The following is a 17,357-nucleotide window of genomic DNA, read 5'->3' as shown; positions in this document are numbered from 1 at the left end:
ATAACTGACAGTACAAACCCCTCCAATATTTAGTATGATGAAAAAATACCTTATTTATATATCACTTTTTGCAGCACCCTTATTTTGGGGGCAAGGTAAAGTAACTGAAGAATCTGCATACCAGCAGAACCTGGCATTATCAGAGAAAGAAAATGCAGCAATGGCATTTGATGCCGATATAAAATTGTCCGATGCAGAAATGACTTTGGATAAAAAACTTTTCCAGATCCGTAAACAGTTTCTCAGTGATTCGGAAGCAAAGAAAATATCTTTATATAACAGTTCTTTTAATGAATTAAAACCATTAATAGAAAGCAGCAAACTGTTTGAAATCCTTCAGACCATGCCGAAAGGTGGTCTGTTGCATACCCACAGTGGGGGAATTACAGATGTGAAATGGATTATTTCGACTGCCAGAAAATATCAGGAATGCTATGTTTTTGATCAGAAAGATAATGATCAGTACATTTTCGGACAGCTGGCTTTTTTTGAAAAAGGAAAAGTTCCGGAAGGATTTGTAAGCCTTGATAAAAAGCTGGCCTCAACCACTGGTTTTGAAAAAGAACTGCAGGCTCTTCTTACATTGAAACGAGACAATCTTTGCTCTTACACAGATTATTGGATTGAATTTGAAAAACGTTTTAAGCGCATCAGTCTGCTGCTTCCGTACCGTCCTTTCTTTAAGTCATATTATCTGAAAGGATTTCAGGATTTGATAAAAGACAAAGTACAGCACGTAGAAATCAGATATATCTTTGATGAACTTTATGATTTTCAACATGGAAAATATCCTATGAAGACGACGATAACAGATCTGCAGGATATTCTTAAAGAAGTACATCAGTCAGATCCGCAGTTTACCCTGAAACTGATCTATTCAAGTTTTAAATTTCTGGATAATGAAAGCATCGGAAAACAGCTGGAAACGGCATTTGAAATGAAGAAGGAATTTCCGGATATGATCTCAGGCTTTGACCTTGTGGCAGATGAAGCAGCGGGACATCATATCAGTTTTTTTGAGAAAAGCTGGGCCAAAATGAGCGGACTTCATAAAAAATACGGAGTAGAACTGCCTCTTTTCCTTCATGCCGGAGAAAGCAATTCTATCCTGAATAAAAATATTCTGGATGTAGCGCTGCTCAACAATAAAAGAATTGGTCACGGACTGAATCTGATCTATTTCCCCCAAACGATGGAACAGATCAGAAAACAGGATAGGCTGGTGGAAGTAAGCCCACTTAGTAATCAGATCTTAGGATATGTAAGTGATTTAAGGAACCATCCTGCAAGGGTTTTATTGAGCAATGGAGTACAATGTTCCATCAACAGTGATGATCCTTCAGTGTATGGATACACAGGTCTGAGTTATGATTTCTGGGTTACACAGATCTATTGGGAACTTAATGTGAAAGCATTGAAAAAACTGGTTTTTAATTCCATTAATTATTCTTCTATGAATGATGGTGAAAAAAAGAAAGCAATAACTTATTTGAACCAGCAATGGAATGATTTTGTCCAGAAAACAAATCAGAAATTAAATTAATAGGAGCTTCCTAAAAAATAAAATCGCATTATTGAAGTCAATAGTGCGATTTGCTTTTTAATAGCTCTCCATTACTTTTTAACATTACTTTGGATAATTCTTTTTTGATAACAGTGGTCAATTTTGATGGACTTACTTGAGTCAGAGCCAAAGACTCACAACCATTGAAAATGGCAAAGCGTTTTAAGGTCTCTATGAAAGGCTTAAGCCATAAATCAAGATTAATAGTACTGTTTTCAATATGTAAAAGAATAAGCTCCAGTTTTTTTTCTTTTCTGTGCGCTTTACAGTCAACCCTTCCGATAAACTGATCTCCAAACAGGATAGGCAGACAGAAATAACCATACTGTCTTTTTTCTTTTGGAGTATAGCATTCCAGACGGAAATCAAAATCAAAAATCTGTTTGATTCTATCCCGATGAATAATGGAATTGTCAAACGGAGACAACAGCCATACACTGGAGCTTGCCTGATCAAATGTTTTTTCCAGTATTTCATTTTGAACAAAAACAGAAGATCCTCCTTCACTGGTCACTTTTGATATTGTATCTTCTTCAAGCATCATCTGTAAAACCTTATTGACATTCGTTTTTAAAGCATTTCCTTTTCTGAGGTGAGTGATTTGTTTTAATGTCGTAAATCCATAGGCTCTCAGATTGGTTTTTACCAGATATTCTGCAAACTCCAATGGAGTAGGTTCTGAGGTATTCGTGGAAGATGGCAGAACCCTTTCGGCCAGATCATACGTTTTCTGCATTCCGGAACGTCCGCTGATCATCAGATCTCCCTGCATGAAAAGTCTCTCAAGAGCCAGCTTGGCAGGTTTCCAATTCCACCAGCTTCCTGCTTTATGGCTTTCATTCTCAAAATCTCTTGCTCTTTTAGGACCTTCATTGCGTATGGTATCTACTACATACTTCATCACTTTAGGATCAGCATTGTAATAACGGGATTCTCCTCTTTTAATCATCAGCATCTGAGGCAAAACATATCGGAAATCCTGCATCGGAAGGTAAGAAGCAGCATGAAACCAATACTCAAATACTTTACGGTCCTCTACCAGTTCTTCCAGATTATCTGTCTTAAAATCCGGGATTCTTGTCCATAGCGTATGGTGATGAGCCCGTTCCACTATAGATAATGTATCAATCTGTATATATCCGAGATGTTCCAAAGCGTTCAAAACTGCAGTTTTTCCGGTTCCGAATGGTGTATTTTGTGTTAATCCCTGACTGTCTAATGTTAGCCGTTTTAAGTGTTCCGGTGTCAGCTTCTTTTCCATATTTTAATTTGAATAAAAACACGTTTGATGATGTTCCTCCAAATATAATGATTTGGCAGAAAAACATTAAAGAGTTTCTGACTTAAGTATATTGAGGATGAAGTGCAAAGATCAGTTGTTTTGACGGTTATTTCTTTTCAATTCTCTTTCTACTTCATTTATATAAGGAAGGGGAGTAAGGTAGCTTTCTTCAATATACTTTCTGATACTTTCGTCCGTTTTTTTGTTAACCTTTCTGATGAAAAGCTGATTACCAGATTTTAATGATTGAATATAATTGAATGTATTCTGTGTATTTTGAAAAAAGGAGGTCTCAAGTACTGCTCTTTTATCATCATTGACGATAATATCATTGAACGATGTATTCATAAGAACAGTCTGAAAAAATGAATCTGCAGGTAAAAAAGTATGAAGATAATAGTCTTCAAAATCCATTACCATTTTGTTGTTTGTTAAAAATAAGCAGGTTTCTCTTGTAAACATAAACCATTTACCACCTATATAAGGAATCACATCTTTCATAAAAGATCTTTTGTAGATGAAAGATGAAATAACATAAGCCAATTCTGTAAAGTGATTTTGTATTCTTTTCAGCGTGTCGGGTCTGTAAAACTTTTGATCATAATAAAAAAGATAATTCCTGCCTTTATTGGTCGTAAGAAATTTACGGATAATATTTTGTGATTTCAATGGATAATCTTCACCGCTCAGATTAATAAAATAATCCCATTCTTTGCTTACATTCAGGAGGAATTCCATAGCGTTCAATTCTGCCTGAACGATGTTGAAACCTCCCGAAACTATATTCATACTGTCCAGAATATAGACATTGGGAAAATGAACGATGTAAAGTTGTATTTCTTCAATGAACTCTTGTTTCGCTTTTTTATCAATATGGATAAGATAAAACTGATCTCTTGTATAGATTTTCTCAAACATGCTTTTAAATACTTCAGGTTTATGATGTATCATAATGAAATAAGCAATTCTTACATGTGGGCCGGAATGGGATTCTGATATTCTGGGAGAAGGTTGGGGGATGGGTGAAAAAGCTTGCATATTCCGGAGTTTAAAATCATCCGCGTCAGCAAATAATTTAGTTAATTTGCAGAAGGTACGAATAAATTTTTGATAATCAGTTAATTAAATAATGTGGTGTTCTTTTTTTTTATTGTAGGTTTGCAGAACATTTATAAAAACAGGTCACTGCCTTTGCTATTCTGTCATAGTTTAAAATCACTTTTTTCTTTCAGTTTTGCTTTTTCAGCTACCAATTTATAGCCTTTGTTTTCATAGTGGAAATAAAAGATTATAAAGTTCTATTGTAGATAAGAGCGACACGTTATTGCCTGGCCATTCGTAATATAGATAAAAATATTATTGTAGCTGAAGCAAGAGAAAGATAAACAGAAAAGAATACTCTTTTGTTTGTCATTATAATATACCGATTCAAATTCTGATCAACAGATTTGTTTTAAGATACCGGGAATGCCGGAATTTATAATGAATTTTAAAAATTTAAATCTAATTAATCCTATTATCCGTGCAGTGACAGAAGCCGGATATTCCAGGCCTACTGAAATACAGTATTCTGCAATTCCGCATATTTTGGCAGGAAGAGATATTATAGTGTCTGCACAGGCAGGTGCTGGAAAAACAGCTGCATTTGCGATGCCTATTTTACAGCTGCTGAAAAGACAAACTCCGGATCATAAAGAAATAAGAACTTTAATACTTACACCCACTCAGGAACTGGCAATACAGATAGAAGAGAATTTTAAAATCTACAGTAAATATTTACCATTATCTCTGCTTTCTATTTATGAAGGGGTTTCCATTGGAAGCCAGCTTGCTGCACTGAGAAAAAGAGTAGATGTTCTTGTGGCAACACCCGGAGGATTGCTTGATGTAGAAAATCAGAGACATATTGATCTTTCTAAAATTGAGCTGTTTGTTTTAGATGATGCCGATAAAATGCTTGATATGGGATTCGCTAATCATATAAAAAAAATATTAAATCTGGTTTCTCATAGAAGACAAAACCTGCTTTTTTCTGCTGCAATGCCGGGAAGTTTAAAATATTTCGCCAAAGCAATCCTGAACAAGCCTGTAGAGATTATTGCAGATCCTGCATCTTCAATACCACAGACGATGAAGCATCCGGATCTTAAAAATATTCAACCATTGATGGGAAGCACAATACCTCTCAGAATATCATAAATAAAATCTGTAGCGTTTACAGATCATAATACACAATTTTTTAATAACAATTACAATGCAAGAAGGCACCGTAAAATTTTTCAATGAAGCAAAAGGCTTCGGTTTTATTACTCCGGCAGACGGAAGTAAAGATATATTCGTACATTCTTCAGGATTAAACACAAGAATGATCCGTGAAAATGATAAAGTAGTTTTTGATATACAAAAAAGCGATAAAGGTTTAAATGCTGTTAACGTAAAGTTGGCATAATAAAAGTCTTAATTGCAAATATGTTGAAATAATATACTTTGCCATATCAAGCCTCATATTTTATATTTTTTCTTATTCAAATCCATGAAACTTCTGGATCTGGATATATTGTCTGAAAGAACATTGATGTAATACGGATTACTTTTTATTTTTTATTTTCATGATGTTCATTAGCCTCTTACTTTTATGTAAGAGGTTTTCAGGGATTTAAGAAAATAAGGCAGCAATTGGTCTGAATATTGACAGACTAAGACCGGATGCCTGGAAAATAAATATGCAGACTTGATATACACTCGGTTACGATGATAATGATTGAGCTGTACATATTGTAATTCCTAAAAGGTTCAAAAAAAGATATGATTATTATTAATAATTTTAATGAGTATAAGTCTCTTGAAGGGCAAATGCTGGGAGATTCTACCTGGCATACGATAAGTCAGGATCAGATTAATAGATTTGCAGATGCCACCCTGGATCAGCAGTGGATTCATACGGATCAGAAAAAGGCAGAGAAAGAAGGACCTTTTAAATCAACCATTGCTCATGGGTATTTAACATTATCTTTGATTCCCTATCTCTGGAAACAGATTGCAGATGTGAGAAATGTAAAAATGGAAATCAATTACGGAATAGAAAATCTTAAGTTCGGAGAAGCTGTTCCCGTAAATAGTGATGTCAAACTACAGGCAACCGTAAAATCTGTTACTAACCTCAGAGGAACTGTAAAAGCAATCGTGGAAGCCAAACTCCTGATTAAAGACCATGTGAAACCTGCCTATACTGGAGATGTGATTTTCCTTTATCATTTTAAAGATTGATTTTATTGTGAATGTTCAAGTTGTTGATATTTTGCATTTTATAAATAACAAAACATCATTGAATACAATGATGTTTTCGATTTTGATGACCTTCTAATAAAATAATTATACTGTAAGTACAATCTTCCCCAATAAAGGTCTGTCCCGTTTAGAATCCTCTATTCTTTGATGAGCTTTTTGAACCTCTTCAAGCGGATATATACTGTCTATCACAGGTTTTACTTGTCCGTTCTCAATTAATTCAGTGATCTGATACAGCTCATCTCTGCTTTGTCGGGTAAAAACAAAATGATAGGTGGCATTTTTTTCCCAGGCATTAATAAGGTTTTGAGGTTGTGGAATATCTACCAGTGTTACAACAGAACCATAATCTGCTAAAGCAAGTGGGCTGTCTGAAAGTGTTGTTCCTCCTACAGTATCAATAATCACATTAACTCCTTTTCCGTTGGTATGTGCTTTTATTTCTTCAATCCAGTTTTCCTTATGGTGATCAATGACTACATCTGCTCCAAGCTTTTTTAATTCCTCATGCAGAACACTTTGTCCAGTTGTATACACAAAAGCACCCAGTGATTTCGCAACTTGTATAGCCAGTGTTCCTACGCCACCTGCACCACCAAGAATGAGAATGCTGTCTCCTTTTTTCAATTGAGCTCTTACTACAAGCATTTCCCAAACTGTTCCTCCAATAAGTGGAATGGCAGCAGCCTCTTCATAGCTGATGTTATCCGGCATTCTGGATAATGAAGACTCATCAGTAAGGTGATACTCCGCATAACTGCCTGAGCTGCCAAAGCGAGGAGAATAGTAGACTTTATCACCAGGCTTCCATTGTTTTACCGCTTCACCTACAGCCATAATATCACCAGCGATATCATGACCCGTTATAATAGGGAGTTCGAAAAATGATTTATAATCTCCCCGTCTTATCTGATAATCAAGAGGATTAATAGATGTTGCTCGTACTTTTACTAATACCTGAGAAGGATTTGTTATCATAGGAACAGGCATTTCTGCAAGTTGCAGAACTTCAGGTCCGCCAAAGTTTTTAATGACAATTGTCTTCATAATGAAATGTTTCGATTATTTCTTAAATTGATTCAATAGCTTATAGCCTTATAGCCACTATCGAGGTAATGTTCCCATGAATTCAAAGATTTCAGCACCTATTTCTTCCGCATTCGTTTCCAGGGCAAAATGTCCGGTGTCATAAAATTTTAATTTGGCTTCCGGCAGATCTTTTTTATAAGCTTCAGCTCCTGCAGGTAGGAAATAGGGATCTTTGTTCCCCCATACCAGTAATAATTTGGGCTGATGCTTTCTGAAATATTCATGGAATTTTGGATATAAAGCCACATTGGTTCTGTAATCTTTAACCAGATCCAGCTGGATTTCAATATTTCCAGGTCGGTCAAGGAATTTTTGATCAAGGGTATAGGCTTCCGGAGCAATCAAAGAAGGATCAGACACACCATGCTGATACTGAAACAAAGTAACTTCTTTAGAAACAAAACCTTTTAATGCAAGACGGTTGGCTTCCGTTGTGTCATGCCAGTATTTTTGGATCGGATTCCATTCACTGCTTAATCCTTCTTCATATGCATTTCCGTTTTGTGAAATGATCCCTGTAATTTTCTCAGGATTGTTCATCGCGAGACGTAAACCTACCGGAGCGCCGTAATCAAAGATGTAAATAGCAAAACGTTTCATATCCAGCTTTTCTACAAATGTCTGTACGGTTGCTGCAAGATTGTCGAAGGTATAAGAGAACTCCTTATGAGCAGGAGCGTCAGAATAACCGAATCCCGGTAGATCCGGTGCTATGACATGGTATTTTTTGCTTAAAATCGGGATCAGATTTCTGAACATATGAGATGAGGTAGGATAGCCGTGTAAAAGAAGTATCGTAGGCGCATTGGCCGGACCTGCTTCTCTGTAAAACAGATTTAAATCATTTACTTTGATGTTGCGGTAGTGAACAGGGTGATTTTTCATAATGTGATTATTTACATATAATTTTTGATTGTTTTATGCCATTGTCATAGTGCCAGTGAAAAGGGCAACTGATACACCTGCAATGAATGGTCTTGAAATTATTTTCATTTATTTTTTTTGATAGTCCAAAATTAATACGGATATTTGATTATTAAAAACGATTAATTGTAATGAATTGAATCACTAATAATGATTGATTAAGATGAATATTAATGATTTAAAAATATTTGAAGCCGTAGCTGAAACGGGAAGTTTTACAAAGGCTGCTTCTGTGATGTTTACGGTTCAGTCAAACGTTACGGCAAGAATAAAAAATCTTGAGGATGAGTTTGATACAAAGCTTTTCTCCCGTACATCCAGAAGGGTAGAGCTTACTTCTGAAGGGATGATCCTGATGCAGTATTCAAAACAGATTCAACATTTGGTGGAAGAAGCAAAAAATAATATCCGGAGTGGTGATAATATCAGAGGATGTCTGAAAATAGGCTGTATAGAAACAACCATGGCGCTGAAAGTTCCGGAAATCCTCCATACTTTTGATGAAAAATTTCCTGATATTGAGCTTGAATTCAAATCAGATACCAGAGATTCAGTGTTGTCTGATGTTTTGAATTACAACCTGGACGCGGCCTTTGTTTCTGCTCCGGTGAATGCCAAAGGACTGGAAAAAATCTGCATTAAGGAAGAACAGCTTGTGATTCTGGCTTCCACAAAAGGTCCGGATCTGCAGACGTTGATGGATAAAGAACCCTTAAAAATAGTGGTATTTGATGAAGGATGTATTTTCAGAGAAAGATTAGAATCCTGGCTAAGCCACAAAGGAATTCTTAACTACAAAAGTACAGTTCTGAATTCCATTGAAGGAGTCATCAACTTTGTGGAAGCAGGATTGGGAGTCAGCATATTGCCGGAAGAAGTGGTTACTAAATATTATGCCGGAAGAGGCATTAAGACCTATAAACTGAATAAGCAGCTGGGAACGATGAATACCATTCTTGTTTTCAGAAAAGACGGACCACAGTCAAGAGCATTACAATGTTTTATTGATATGCATTTAGAGGTATAAATTTTACCGGGAAAATAAAGGCTATGGCAAAAACTACCGAGACACTTGATGAGTTTAACAGGAATAAATAGGAAGCTTTATCAGGCGATTTTCCCAAAAATGACGGAAAGTTTAATGTCTTCAGAAAAGATACAATATTGGAAGGAACTTTCCTCATCCACAGATTTTAAAGAATAGCGCTACAGTCATTTTAATGATGTCATTTTTTACCAAATGGTAAATACACCCAAATGATAATGGCTAACTTTGTTGTTATGAAAGAGTTTATAGAATTTATTCTGCAGTTTGGTCATTTGAACCAGCAGCAAATAGACCTCATCACAAGCAAAGCAAAAGAGGTTGAGCTAAGCAAAGATGAGTATTTTGCAGAAGCAGGAAAAGTCCTCAGGCAGGTAGGTTTTATTCTTGACGGGATCATTCGTATCTGCTATTATAACAATAAAGGGGAAGAAATTACCAAGATCTTTATTGAAGAAAAACATTTGCTCTTCAATCTGAAAAATGTGCCTTCCACAGAATATATTCAGGCTGCTACGGATTGTAAACTTCTTGTGTTTTCTAATCAGGATTGGAAAGAAATTTCAGATACCATTATCGACTGGGAAAATATTATTCAAAAAGTGACCAATAAAGCCCTTGCCCAAAAGCTGGAAAGAGTAAGCCCGTTAGTCTCTCAGGATGCCACCACCCGCTATCTGGAATTTATGGAAAAATACCCTACATTGGTCAATCGTATTCCTTTGTCCTATATCGCTTCTTATCTTGGAATCACGCAGCAGTCATTAAGCAGAATCAGGAAAAATATCAGGTAAGACGCTTTTTAACAAATGGTAAACAGGTTCTTTTTTTATCGTTGCAACTTTGCAATATCAATCTAAAACAATAAAAAATGAACCCAACAATTTTCATTACCGGCGCTTCATCAGGACTGGGAAAAGCCACCTCCAAACTGTTTGCATCAAAAGGCTGGACGGTAATTGCAGCAATGCGATATCCTGAAAAAGAAACTGAACTTACAGAATGGTCTAACATTCATCTCCTGAAATTAGATATCAGCGATTCGAAACAGATTTCAGAAATTGCTTCAGAAGCAGAAAAAATAGGTCCGGTAGACGTAGTCCTTAATAATGCTGCTTACGGACTTATGGGACCTTTTGAAGGAATTGAGGATGAACAGCTTGCCAGCCAGATCAATACCAATTTCTTAGGAACACTACTGGTGACAAAGTCATTTCTTCCTTATTTAAGAGCCAGAAAAAATGGAACAATTATTACGGTAACATCATCTACTGCCAATATTCCTTACCCGTTTGTTTCCGTATATGCTGCCACAAAATCTGCATTGGAAAAGTGGTCTGAAGGAATGAGCTACGAACTGAAAGAGTGGAATATTAAGATTAAAACAGTAGTTCCTGCTTATATGCAGACCAATTTCGGAAATAATGCACAAATGGTTTCGCATCCGGATTACCAGTCTATTTTTAATCAATATATAACAGCCATGAGAGCCGATTCATCCTCAAAACGTGATACTCCTGAAACCATTGCTGATATTGTGTATGAAGCCGCCACAGACAACAGAGAGCAGCTTCATTATATTGCTGGCAAACTGGCAACTTCTGAGTATGAATGGTTGAGAAAAGAAGGAATAGAAACGGTAATTAATGAGATGAACGAACATTTTTTTGGCTAATGAGTCAATAGTTAGTCATGTCTGTAAATAAACTCCTCAATTTCAGTTTGTCTGGCATTGGCAAACCCTTTATCGGTACCGATTTTTACAAAACCACATTTTTCCAAAACCTTTTGTGAACCCAGATTATCAAAGGCAACCCGTCCAAAAATTGGTCTTGTAGTTTCTATTGTGAGAAAATCTTTTAGAGCGGTTGTGGCAATACCTTTTCCCCAGAAATTTTTGTCAATCCAATAAGTGATTTCGACATCATCTTCCATGATAAACTTGGCTATACTTCCAACGATCACTGTACCGGCAATGATCGTTTGGTTGTTGATGGTGGGATCAGTCAGTAGTTTGGTGAACTTAGAGATGTAAGCTTCTTTATTCATGGAATCTTTTGATGTAAATGCTGCCAGATGATTGGCTTCATCATCAAGCTGAAACTGAAAAAGAGTTTCTAAATCTTTCACTACAGTCGGCCTGAGTTTGATGTCATGTTGAATATCTTTCATGGTGTGAGATAGGTGTTGATTGGTTTTCAAATATAGAATTTATTTAAGCTATTTACCTAGTGGTCTGATCTTTAAAAATTAAATTATAGAAGATTTATTTTTCCCACGGATGAAACAGATTTTCCCAGATGTTGATGTTTAAAGTAATCAATTGTTTTTTATACGTACAAATGCCTATCGCCTACAGTACAAATACTTGGCTTCAAAATCGGAAACTTATACTCTGAAATTCGCTCTTTTTTCGCCGTTACTTTGGTATGTTCAAAAGAAGCTTCAAAACCCTGAACAACGGCAGCATCCGAAAAGCCAAGAAAAGAGTAGGAACCATATCAATATTATTATCATGAAAAATCCAGAAAATGTTGCTCCCTTTGTAGAAGCATCACAAATTATTACAGAACTGAAAGACAGAGCTAATGATATTCTTTCCAGTGTTTTAAGTACAAAACTGTCTGCGATCACCATTAACGGAAAAGGAAATTTTCCTTATTACTGGCAGGACCCTTCTAATCTGAAGTTTAATAAGAAAACTTACGACTGGATCTCTTCCAACCTTAGAGCCAATACTGAACCAGTGCAGCTGGATCAGGTGTTTACCAATTATTTTATTGATGCGTTCTCAAAAGTCAATTATTCTTTATCTGTACAAGATACTGCTGTCCTGAATGATGCCCATACAAGAGCTACAGATCAGCAAATGGCTTTACTCAATGCCTGGGTAGCGGCTTATAATACGCTTCCTCCTGCTACCGATACCATGCAGCCTATTGATATCATTATGGATAAAATAGCTACGGAATGGGCGAATCCCTCCACTACTTTATACCAGATTCAGAAGAGTGATAACCTTGATGCATTATTGAATAAGACCCCGGCAAGCGGTAAGCCTATTCTCCCTGTCTTAGCCAATTATCTGGATGCGCTGGGAGCTACGATATCATTACAGAACAATGTAACGATGAATAACGGTTACCTTTCCAAAGCATTGAAGAATTTACAGAACCCTAAAAAAGAAAATGGCGGACTGCTATTGAATGACGATAGTATTTTACCGGCTTTTGAGGTGACCACTCCGCTTAACGAAATTTTAAACGGGCTTAAAAATACTTCTCAGACCGCTCAGATTGATATGCAAGTGACCCGTGAATCTGAAAGCCGTTTCAGTGTTTCCGTAGAAGGGAAGACTGGTTTTTCTATTCCTATCTTTGATTTCTTTACCTTAGGAATTGGGGGGAATGCCAATTATTTCAGTGAAGATATTGCAATCAGCAAAAACTCCATCCAGATCTCGATGATGTTTACGGGAGTTACGCTTGTGAACTTTGGACCCAAAGACTTTAATATTGCCAGCAATATGTACTGGGCGTGGTTTGACCCTATCCGTAAAGCGCAGATTAATAGCGCAGACAAAGAGAATATCTCAGGATATAAGTTTTCTCCCGATCCGGGGATGAAATTCGGACCGGAAGGACCTTTCGGGTTACTGAATGGAGTAGCGATTTCCAATTATCCTACTGTAGAGATCATGGTAACAGGTGAAGATTATAAAAGTATTCAGAAAACTTTTGAGCAATCTTCTTCAGCCACGCTCTCTTTCTTAGGAATTCCGTTGGCAAGCGTTAAAGAATCTACGTATTCTTCTTCCTACTCTGTAGACCATTCTAAATCTTCCATCAAGATTACACTCAGTCCTCCGCCAAGTCTGGTGGCTGGTAACAACAGAGATTCCATAGCATGGGTTCTGGGTGCGGTTGTAGATTATCCGGCTGAGGTAAGTGATGACGTTGAATTTCTTCATGATGAAGAGTTAGTTGCTAAAGGAGCTTATCCTAACTATCAGCTGTATAAAGATAACTTCGGCACTACTTATTGTTCTGTAAAAAAAGTAAAATCTCACGCTGTGGGTGCTACATGGGTAAGTGACTGTCTTGCTGCCCATCCTGGAACAAGCCCTGCAGGAAAACCATGGACAAGCCCTAAACAATCCGGGGTGATCTGGCCTTAAACAACAAAATACGTATAATAAAATAGACTGTCTCAACAAGGCAGTCTATTTTGCTATATTTTAATTCGAGTTTTTTTTATTCTGTCAATTTTCAGACTTTTTTGGTTGGGACCTATTTGACCAGGAGATAGATTCCTACCCCAATGGCGGCATAAGCCGTAACGGTAAGAATATCAGCAATAGGCTGCGAAAATCGTTTTTCTGCAATTCTCTCACTATTGATCTGATTCTTGTGGAATTTCAGACTTTTCTTAGCATTGCGAACAGGGTGTGCCACGAGACTGTCTCCTTCCCAACGGTCAACAATGACTTTATAGCTCTTGTTGTCTACTTCAATTCTGACATTTTTACCGGCAGCCAATTTTTCCTGAACATTCACCGGTGCAGGGGCTGGCTGTGCATTCATGTTTGGAGCGGCAGTAGTTGTCCCCATCATTTGAGAAGAAGTATTATTCGCTATATCGGTATTCTTTTTAGGGCCTTGATTATTGTTGACAGCCGGATCCACTGGCTTTTTTACCTGATAGGTATAGCAGCTGGTAAGCGTAGATAATATAAGGATGAAATAAAGATTCTTTCGCATAAGCCAAATTTAAGAATTAAACGGAATATTTGGGAGTTTCTTTTGAAAGATGATGTTTTTTTTGAAAATTCTTACTGCTTTTCATGTGAAAAGATTCCTGACATAAGTTGGGATAAAGTAAAAAATAGAGTGCTACTTTTATTTGTACCTCTTTACTACCCTTTGCTACCGCACGATTGCATCGTGTGGTTCTATTCCAACCACTTTCTCTTAAAGTTTTTTATCTTTATAAAAAACATAATTGATAAGTCGTAATTACAAATTTCATAACCCTGAAGGGGTATATTTCGTAAGCTTTGCTGTTGTAGGCTGGCTGGATGTTTTTATTAGAAATGAGTATAAAGAAATTCTTTTAGAGTCTTTAAGATTTTGTCAGAAGAGCAAGGGAATGGAAATACATGCATGGTGTATCATGTCTAGTCATGTACATTTAGTTTTCAGAAGTATCTATGGGCAGAAACCGGAAGCTATGATTGGTGATTTTAAAAGATTCACAAGCAAAGCCATTGTGAAAGCAATTAAGGAAAATCCTACAGAAAGCAGAAAACAGTTTTTATTAGATTTCTTTCTCAAAGAAGGTTCAAAAACTTCAAATGTAATTCAATATCAATTTTGGAGACATGATAATAAACCTATTGAGTTGTGGAGTAATAGAGTAATTAACCAGAAAATTAATTATGTACATCAAAATCCGGTAGCAGCAGGTTTAGTTTTCCGTGCAGAAGATTATAGATACAGTAGTGCCATAGATTATGCTGATGAGAAAGGACTTTTAGATCATATTGTTGTCTTTAGGATGTTTGATTTATGAGGCTAAGAACCACACGATGCAATCGTGCGGTAGCAGAGTGTGTATTATTTGATCTACTTATAGTAACGATGTAGAGCATAACTCCCTTCTTTCATCTTCCATACAAAAGATAAAAAATCCAGCCAGTATCAATCAAATTTTTATATTTGCATGGTTGGGGCAGGACTCTCAAAAGATCGCTGGAATACCCACCAAAAACTTAAAAATATAATAACCCAAAACAAAGAAAAATAAGGAATGGATAAGAGTAATTTACTAATTATTATAGCTTCGGTTTCTATATTCATTTCCATACTTCTTGCTATTTTCCTCGTTACCGTAAAGACCAAACATAAGGTAAGTAATGTTTTATTTGCTGTTTTTCTGATCCTTAACGCTATTGATATTTGTGATCCTTTGTTTTATATGATGGTGGACGGGCCATCTAACCTCGGAATGTTCAAAAACATGTTTGTCTTTCTGCAGATTCCGGTTTTTTATCTCTATGTATTATCTGTTTGTTATTCGGATTTCAAACTGAAACCTCAGCATTTGCTGCATGCGATTCCGTTTATTATTACTAATCTTGCTTTAGTGCCCCGTTTCTATGGCGTAGATACTGCAGGAAAAATTCTCTTTATTGAAAACCGCCAGAACATGATGGAACTGAAGTTTAATCATATTATACTGCATGTTCAGATGGTTGTCTACTTCGTTGCGGTTTTCAGGGTATTAAGAAAGTCGAAAACGCTTTATCTTGAAAATTATGCAGGGAAAAATATAAACTCCTACAACTGGCTGTTTCAGTTTACGGTGGTATTGTGTATTGTATATGGCATAGCCCTTTTAAAAAACATCCTTAAATTTTCGGACTATGTTTACATTTCAGAGGGGATAAAGGCTGGGCTTTTATTATTATCCCTTTTCATTATCTGCTGGTATCTTTTCAAGGCACTCAATCATCCTGAGCTTTTCAGAAACGTGGATTCAAAATTGAAACTGGTATCTGAGATGGTTTCGGAAGAGAAAAACAATGAAGAACCGACGGTAAGCAACAGTGAATATAATGAAGAACTTTTGAGATTAAAAAACTATATGATTGAGAAAAAACCTTTTCTTAATTCTTCTCTTACCATTCAGGAGGTGTCCGGTGAAATTGAAATTCCGGTCCGTGAATTGTCTCTTTTGATCAACCACCAATTAGGACAGCATTTCTATGATTTTGTAAATACCTATCGGATAGAACATGCAATGGAGATCCTAAAAGATGAAACCAAAAGTAAGGTAACAGTTCTTGAAATTCTATATGAAGTGGGTTTTAATTCAAAATCTTCATTTAATACTGCCTTCAAAAAACGTACGGGAACTACGCCTACGTTGTATCGTAAAAGTTTGTAATATAGTATTTTGTAATTACTCGTACGCTTTTTTGGAATGATCCGAACGTATTTTTCCGGAGAAATGAGGACGATTACTTTTATTCGGTCGCCAGCTTTGAGGAGCTTCCACATCTTTGTATCGAAATTAATATTTAACATTAAAAAACGATACAATGAAAACTTCATTACCATTCTTAGCAGGTCTTTTATTTTTAAGCAGCTTTACTTTCGGACAAAAATTTTCTACAAAGATTGATTCTATTATTCAGGATAGTTATAAGAAAAATCCAACAGTAGGAATCAGCGTTGGTTTTATCAATAATAACGAAGAACATTTTACTTCTTATGGTAATCTGAATGCTGAAAATAAAAATAAGATCGACAAAAATTCTCTGTTCGAAATTGCCTCTATCACCAAAATATTAACTGCCAATTTAATTGCTCAGGCAGTGATAGACCGCAAAATAAAACTGGATGATTATATAGATGGTTTCCTTCCCAGGGAATATGTTTTGCATCAAAATCTTAAAAACAAAATCAGAATTTCAGATCTTGCCTCTCACCAATCCGGATTGCCTGATATCGATTTTCCGAAATTAATAGAACTGAATCCTCAGCAGCCTATAAGTAGTGTGACCCAAAATACCTTGACCACTTTAATCAATACCTGCACTGAGCTAAAAGATTATGGCAAATACAGGTATTCTACCATAGGTTATACTTTATTGGGACAGATTCTGGAAAAGGCATATGGGAAGAGCTATGATGTTATTGTTAGAGAAAAATTAATAAATCCCCTGAAAATGACTACTACATTAACGAAAGATTTTAATGTAAAAAACCGAACAACAGGCCACAATCAGGATGGAGGAATTCAGGAATTTTTCAATTGGAATGTTACAGCGCCTGCCGGATTAGTGAAATCTAATTCAGCCGATATGATTAGGTTTTTAAAGGCTGTATTAAATGATAAAACCAAAGTAGGACAGGCTTCTATAATAGGGGAGAAGATATTTTACAAGGATGAAAAAAGAGAAATGGGATTAGGCTTAAATATCTCAACGGATGATCAGAATACACTGTATATAAAATCCGGAGATTCTATGGGGCAGTCTTCCATCCTATGTTATAACAGGGCTAAAAAGTGGGGAATTATTATCCTTCTTGATCAGAGAAATTCAAAGATGAGACAGGATCTTCTGAATAAGATTTATGATACGGTTCTGCAATAAATGT

Annotated in this window: 17 protein-coding genes; 11 read left to right on the top strand and 6 right to left on the bottom strand. The window is 36.2% G+C overall.

Annotated elements, in window-relative coordinates; translation table 11 throughout:
* The first annotated feature begins 34 nt into the window (after window positions 1–34).
* On the top strand, window positions 35–1,543 hold the full coding sequence (locus RHP76_RS06900; RefSeq protein ID WP_311229805.1) for an amidohydrolase family protein: 1,509 nt from the start codon (window positions 35–37) through the stop codon (window positions 1,541–1,543).
* 37 nt (window positions 1,544–1,580) lie between these two features.
* Here the strand turns inward: RHP76_RS06900 and RHP76_RS06895 are convergent, their stop codons facing one another.
* Together RHP76_RS06895 and RHP76_RS06890 are read right to left on the bottom strand one after the other, a co-directional pair.
* On the bottom strand, window positions 1,581–2,825 hold the full coding sequence (locus tag RHP76_RS06895; RefSeq protein ID WP_311229804.1) for a winged helix-turn-helix domain-containing protein: 1,245 nt from the start codon (window positions 2,823–2,825) through the stop codon (window positions 1,581–1,583).
* 111 nt (window positions 2,826–2,936) lie between these two features.
* Entirely contained in the window at window positions 2,937–3,884 is a 948-nt protein-coding gene (locus RHP76_RS06890; RefSeq protein WP_062671957.1) for a beta-1,6-N-acetylglucosaminyltransferase, read from the bottom strand.
* A gap of 429 nt (window positions 3,885–4,313) precedes the next feature.
* On the opposite strand from RHP76_RS06890, the gene RHP76_RS06885 reads away from it, so the two are divergent.
* The 3 genes from RHP76_RS06885 (at window position 4,314) to RHP76_RS06875 (ending at window position 6,113) form a co-directional block, all read left to right on the top strand.
* Window positions 4,314–5,045 (top strand): DEAD/DEAH box helicase, encoded by a 732-nt coding sequence (locus RHP76_RS06885; protein WP_311229803.1) that lies wholly within the window; start codon window positions 4,314–4,316, stop codon window positions 5,043–5,045.
* A 55-nt stretch (window positions 5,046–5,100) separates the two neighbouring features.
* Entirely contained in the window at window positions 5,101–5,295 is a 195-nt protein-coding gene (locus RHP76_RS06880; RefSeq protein WP_123279622.1) for a cold-shock protein, read from the top strand.
* A gap of 356 nt (window positions 5,296–5,651) precedes the next feature.
* Window positions 5,652–6,113, top strand: a complete 462-nt coding sequence (locus RHP76_RS06875) for a MaoC family dehydratase (RefSeq protein ID WP_288442802.1) — start codon at window positions 5,652–5,654, stop codon at window positions 6,111–6,113.
* Between the two features lie 105 nt (window positions 6,114–6,218).
* On the opposite strand, the gene RHP76_RS06870 is transcribed toward RHP76_RS06875, so the two are convergent.
* Together RHP76_RS06870 and RHP76_RS06865 are read right to left on the bottom strand one after the other, a co-directional pair.
* Window positions 6,219–7,181 (bottom strand): zinc-dependent alcohol dehydrogenase family protein, encoded by a 963-nt coding sequence (locus RHP76_RS06870; protein ID WP_277695180.1) that lies wholly within the window; start codon window positions 7,179–7,181, stop codon window positions 6,219–6,221.
* A 57-nt stretch (window positions 7,182–7,238) separates the two neighbouring features.
* Window positions 7,239–8,108 (bottom strand): alpha/beta fold hydrolase, encoded by an 870-nt coding sequence (locus RHP76_RS06865; protein ID WP_311229802.1) that lies wholly within the window; start codon window positions 8,106–8,108, stop codon window positions 7,239–7,241.
* A gap of 202 nt (window positions 8,109–8,310) precedes the next feature.
* Between RHP76_RS06865 and RHP76_RS06860 the strand changes: the two genes are divergently transcribed.
* From RHP76_RS06860 to RHP76_RS06850, 3 genes are all read left to right on the top strand, one after another.
* A complete protein-coding gene (locus tag RHP76_RS06860; RefSeq protein ID WP_311229801.1) occupies window positions 8,311–9,174 on the top strand; it encodes a LysR family transcriptional regulator in 864 nt (287 codons plus the stop codon).
* Window positions 9,175–9,428: 254 nt separating this feature from the next.
* Window positions 9,429–9,986, top strand: coding sequence for a Crp/Fnr family transcriptional regulator (locus RHP76_RS06855; RefSeq protein WP_062671945.1), 558 nt, complete (start codon window positions 9,429–9,431; stop codon window positions 9,984–9,986).
* Between the two features lie 77 nt (window positions 9,987–10,063).
* The gene (locus RHP76_RS06850; protein ID WP_311229800.1) at window positions 10,064–10,867 is read left to right on the top strand and encodes an SDR family oxidoreductase; all 804 of its coding nucleotides are present in this window, start codon (window positions 10,064–10,066) and stop codon (window positions 10,865–10,867) included.
* Window positions 10,868–10,878: 11 nt separating this feature from the next.
* On the opposite strand, the gene RHP76_RS06845 is transcribed toward RHP76_RS06850, so the two are convergent.
* On the bottom strand, window positions 10,879–11,364 hold the full coding sequence (locus RHP76_RS06845; RefSeq protein ID WP_311229799.1) for a GNAT family N-acetyltransferase: 486 nt from the start codon (window positions 11,362–11,364) through the stop codon (window positions 10,879–10,881).
* A gap of 343 nt (window positions 11,365–11,707) precedes the next feature.
* Here RHP76_RS06845 and RHP76_RS06840 point away from each other — a divergent pair, with 343 nt between their 5' ends.
* Window positions 11,708–13,369: a lamin tail domain-containing protein gene (locus tag RHP76_RS06840; RefSeq protein ID WP_311229798.1), complete on the top strand. Its 1,662-nt coding sequence runs from the start codon at window positions 11,708–11,710 to the stop codon at window positions 13,367–13,369.
* A 112-nt stretch (window positions 13,370–13,481) separates the two neighbouring features.
* Here the strand turns inward: RHP76_RS06840 and RHP76_RS06835 are convergent, their stop codons facing one another.
* Window positions 13,482–13,952: a hypothetical protein gene (locus RHP76_RS06835; RefSeq protein ID WP_311229797.1), complete on the bottom strand. Its 471-nt coding sequence runs from the start codon at window positions 13,950–13,952 to the stop codon at window positions 13,482–13,484.
* Between the two features lie 241 nt (window positions 13,953–14,193).
* Here RHP76_RS06835 and RHP76_RS06830 point away from each other — a divergent pair, with 241 nt between their 5' ends.
* The 3 genes from RHP76_RS06830 to RHP76_RS06820 all read left to right on the top strand — a co-directional run bounded on the left by RHP76_RS06830 (window position 14,194) and on the right by RHP76_RS06820 (window position 17,353).
* Window positions 14,194–14,763: an REP-associated tyrosine transposase gene (locus tag RHP76_RS06830; RefSeq protein ID WP_409193526.1), complete on the top strand. Its 570-nt coding sequence runs from the start codon at window positions 14,194–14,196 to the stop codon at window positions 14,761–14,763.
* A 237-nt stretch (window positions 14,764–15,000) separates the two neighbouring features.
* Window positions 15,001–16,140: a helix-turn-helix domain-containing protein gene (locus RHP76_RS06825; RefSeq protein ID WP_311229796.1), complete on the top strand. Its 1,140-nt coding sequence runs from the start codon at window positions 15,001–15,003 to the stop codon at window positions 16,138–16,140.
* Between the two features lie 154 nt (window positions 16,141–16,294).
* Window positions 16,295–17,353: a serine hydrolase domain-containing protein gene (locus tag RHP76_RS06820; RefSeq protein ID WP_311229795.1), complete on the top strand. Its 1,059-nt coding sequence runs from the start codon at window positions 16,295–16,297 to the stop codon at window positions 17,351–17,353.
* The last annotated feature ends 4 nt before the right edge of the window (window positions 17,354–17,357 follow it).

This window comes from Chryseobacterium sp. SG20098, assembly GCF_031844745.1.
Lineage (GTDB): Bacteria > Bacteroidota > Bacteroidia > Flavobacteriales > Weeksellaceae > Chryseobacterium > Chryseobacterium cucumeris.
Note: the sequence above shows the minus strand (reverse complement) of the source record. Positions and strands in the feature narration are given on the sequence as shown.

Bases quoted from the DNA above. Each gene is read 5' to 3' on its own strand.
- RHP76_RS06900 (WP_311229805.1), top strand. From the start codon at position 35: ATGATGAAAAAATACCTTATTTATATATCACTTTTTGCAGCACCCTTA.
- RHP76_RS06895 (WP_311229804.1), bottom strand. From the start codon at position 2,825: ATGGAAAAGAAGCTGACACCGGAACACTTAAAACGGCTAACATTAGAC.
- RHP76_RS06890 (WP_062671957.1), bottom strand. From the start codon at position 3,884: ATGCAAGCTTTTTCACCCATCCCCCAACCTTCTCCCAGAATATCAGAA.
- RHP76_RS06885 (WP_311229803.1), top strand. From the start codon at position 4,314: ATGCCGGAATTTATAATGAATTTTAAAAATTTAAATCTAATTAATCCT.
- RHP76_RS06880 (WP_123279622.1), top strand. From the start codon at position 5,101: ATGCAAGAAGGCACCGTAAAATTTTTCAATGAAGCAAAAGGCTTCGGT.
- RHP76_RS06875 (WP_288442802.1), top strand. From the start codon at position 5,652: ATGATTATTATTAATAATTTTAATGAGTATAAGTCTCTTGAAGGGCAA.
- RHP76_RS06870 (WP_277695180.1), bottom strand. From the start codon at position 7,181: ATGAAGACAATTGTCATTAAAAACTTTGGCGGACCTGAAGTTCTGCAA.
- RHP76_RS06865 (WP_311229802.1), bottom strand. From the start codon at position 8,108: ATGAAAAATCACCCTGTTCACTACCGCAACATCAAAGTAAATGATTTA.
- RHP76_RS06860 (WP_311229801.1), top strand. From the start codon at position 8,311: ATGAATATTAATGATTTAAAAATATTTGAAGCCGTAGCTGAAACGGGA.
- RHP76_RS06855 (WP_062671945.1), top strand. From the start codon at position 9,429: ATGAAAGAGTTTATAGAATTTATTCTGCAGTTTGGTCATTTGAACCAG.
- RHP76_RS06850 (WP_311229800.1), top strand. From the start codon at position 10,064: ATGAACCCAACAATTTTCATTACCGGCGCTTCATCAGGACTGGGAAAA.
- RHP76_RS06845 (WP_311229799.1), bottom strand. From the start codon at position 11,364: ATGAAAGATATTCAACATGACATCAAACTCAGGCCGACTGTAGTGAAA.
- RHP76_RS06840 (WP_311229798.1), top strand. From the start codon at position 11,708: ATGAAAAATCCAGAAAATGTTGCTCCCTTTGTAGAAGCATCACAAATT.
- RHP76_RS06835 (WP_311229797.1), bottom strand. From the start codon at position 13,952: ATGCGAAAGAATCTTTATTTCATCCTTATATTATCTACGCTTACCAGC.
- RHP76_RS06825 (WP_311229796.1), top strand. From the start codon at position 15,001: ATGGATAAGAGTAATTTACTAATTATTATAGCTTCGGTTTCTATATTC.
- RHP76_RS06820 (WP_311229795.1), top strand. From the start codon at position 16,295: ATGAAAACTTCATTACCATTCTTAGCAGGTCTTTTATTTTTAAGCAGC.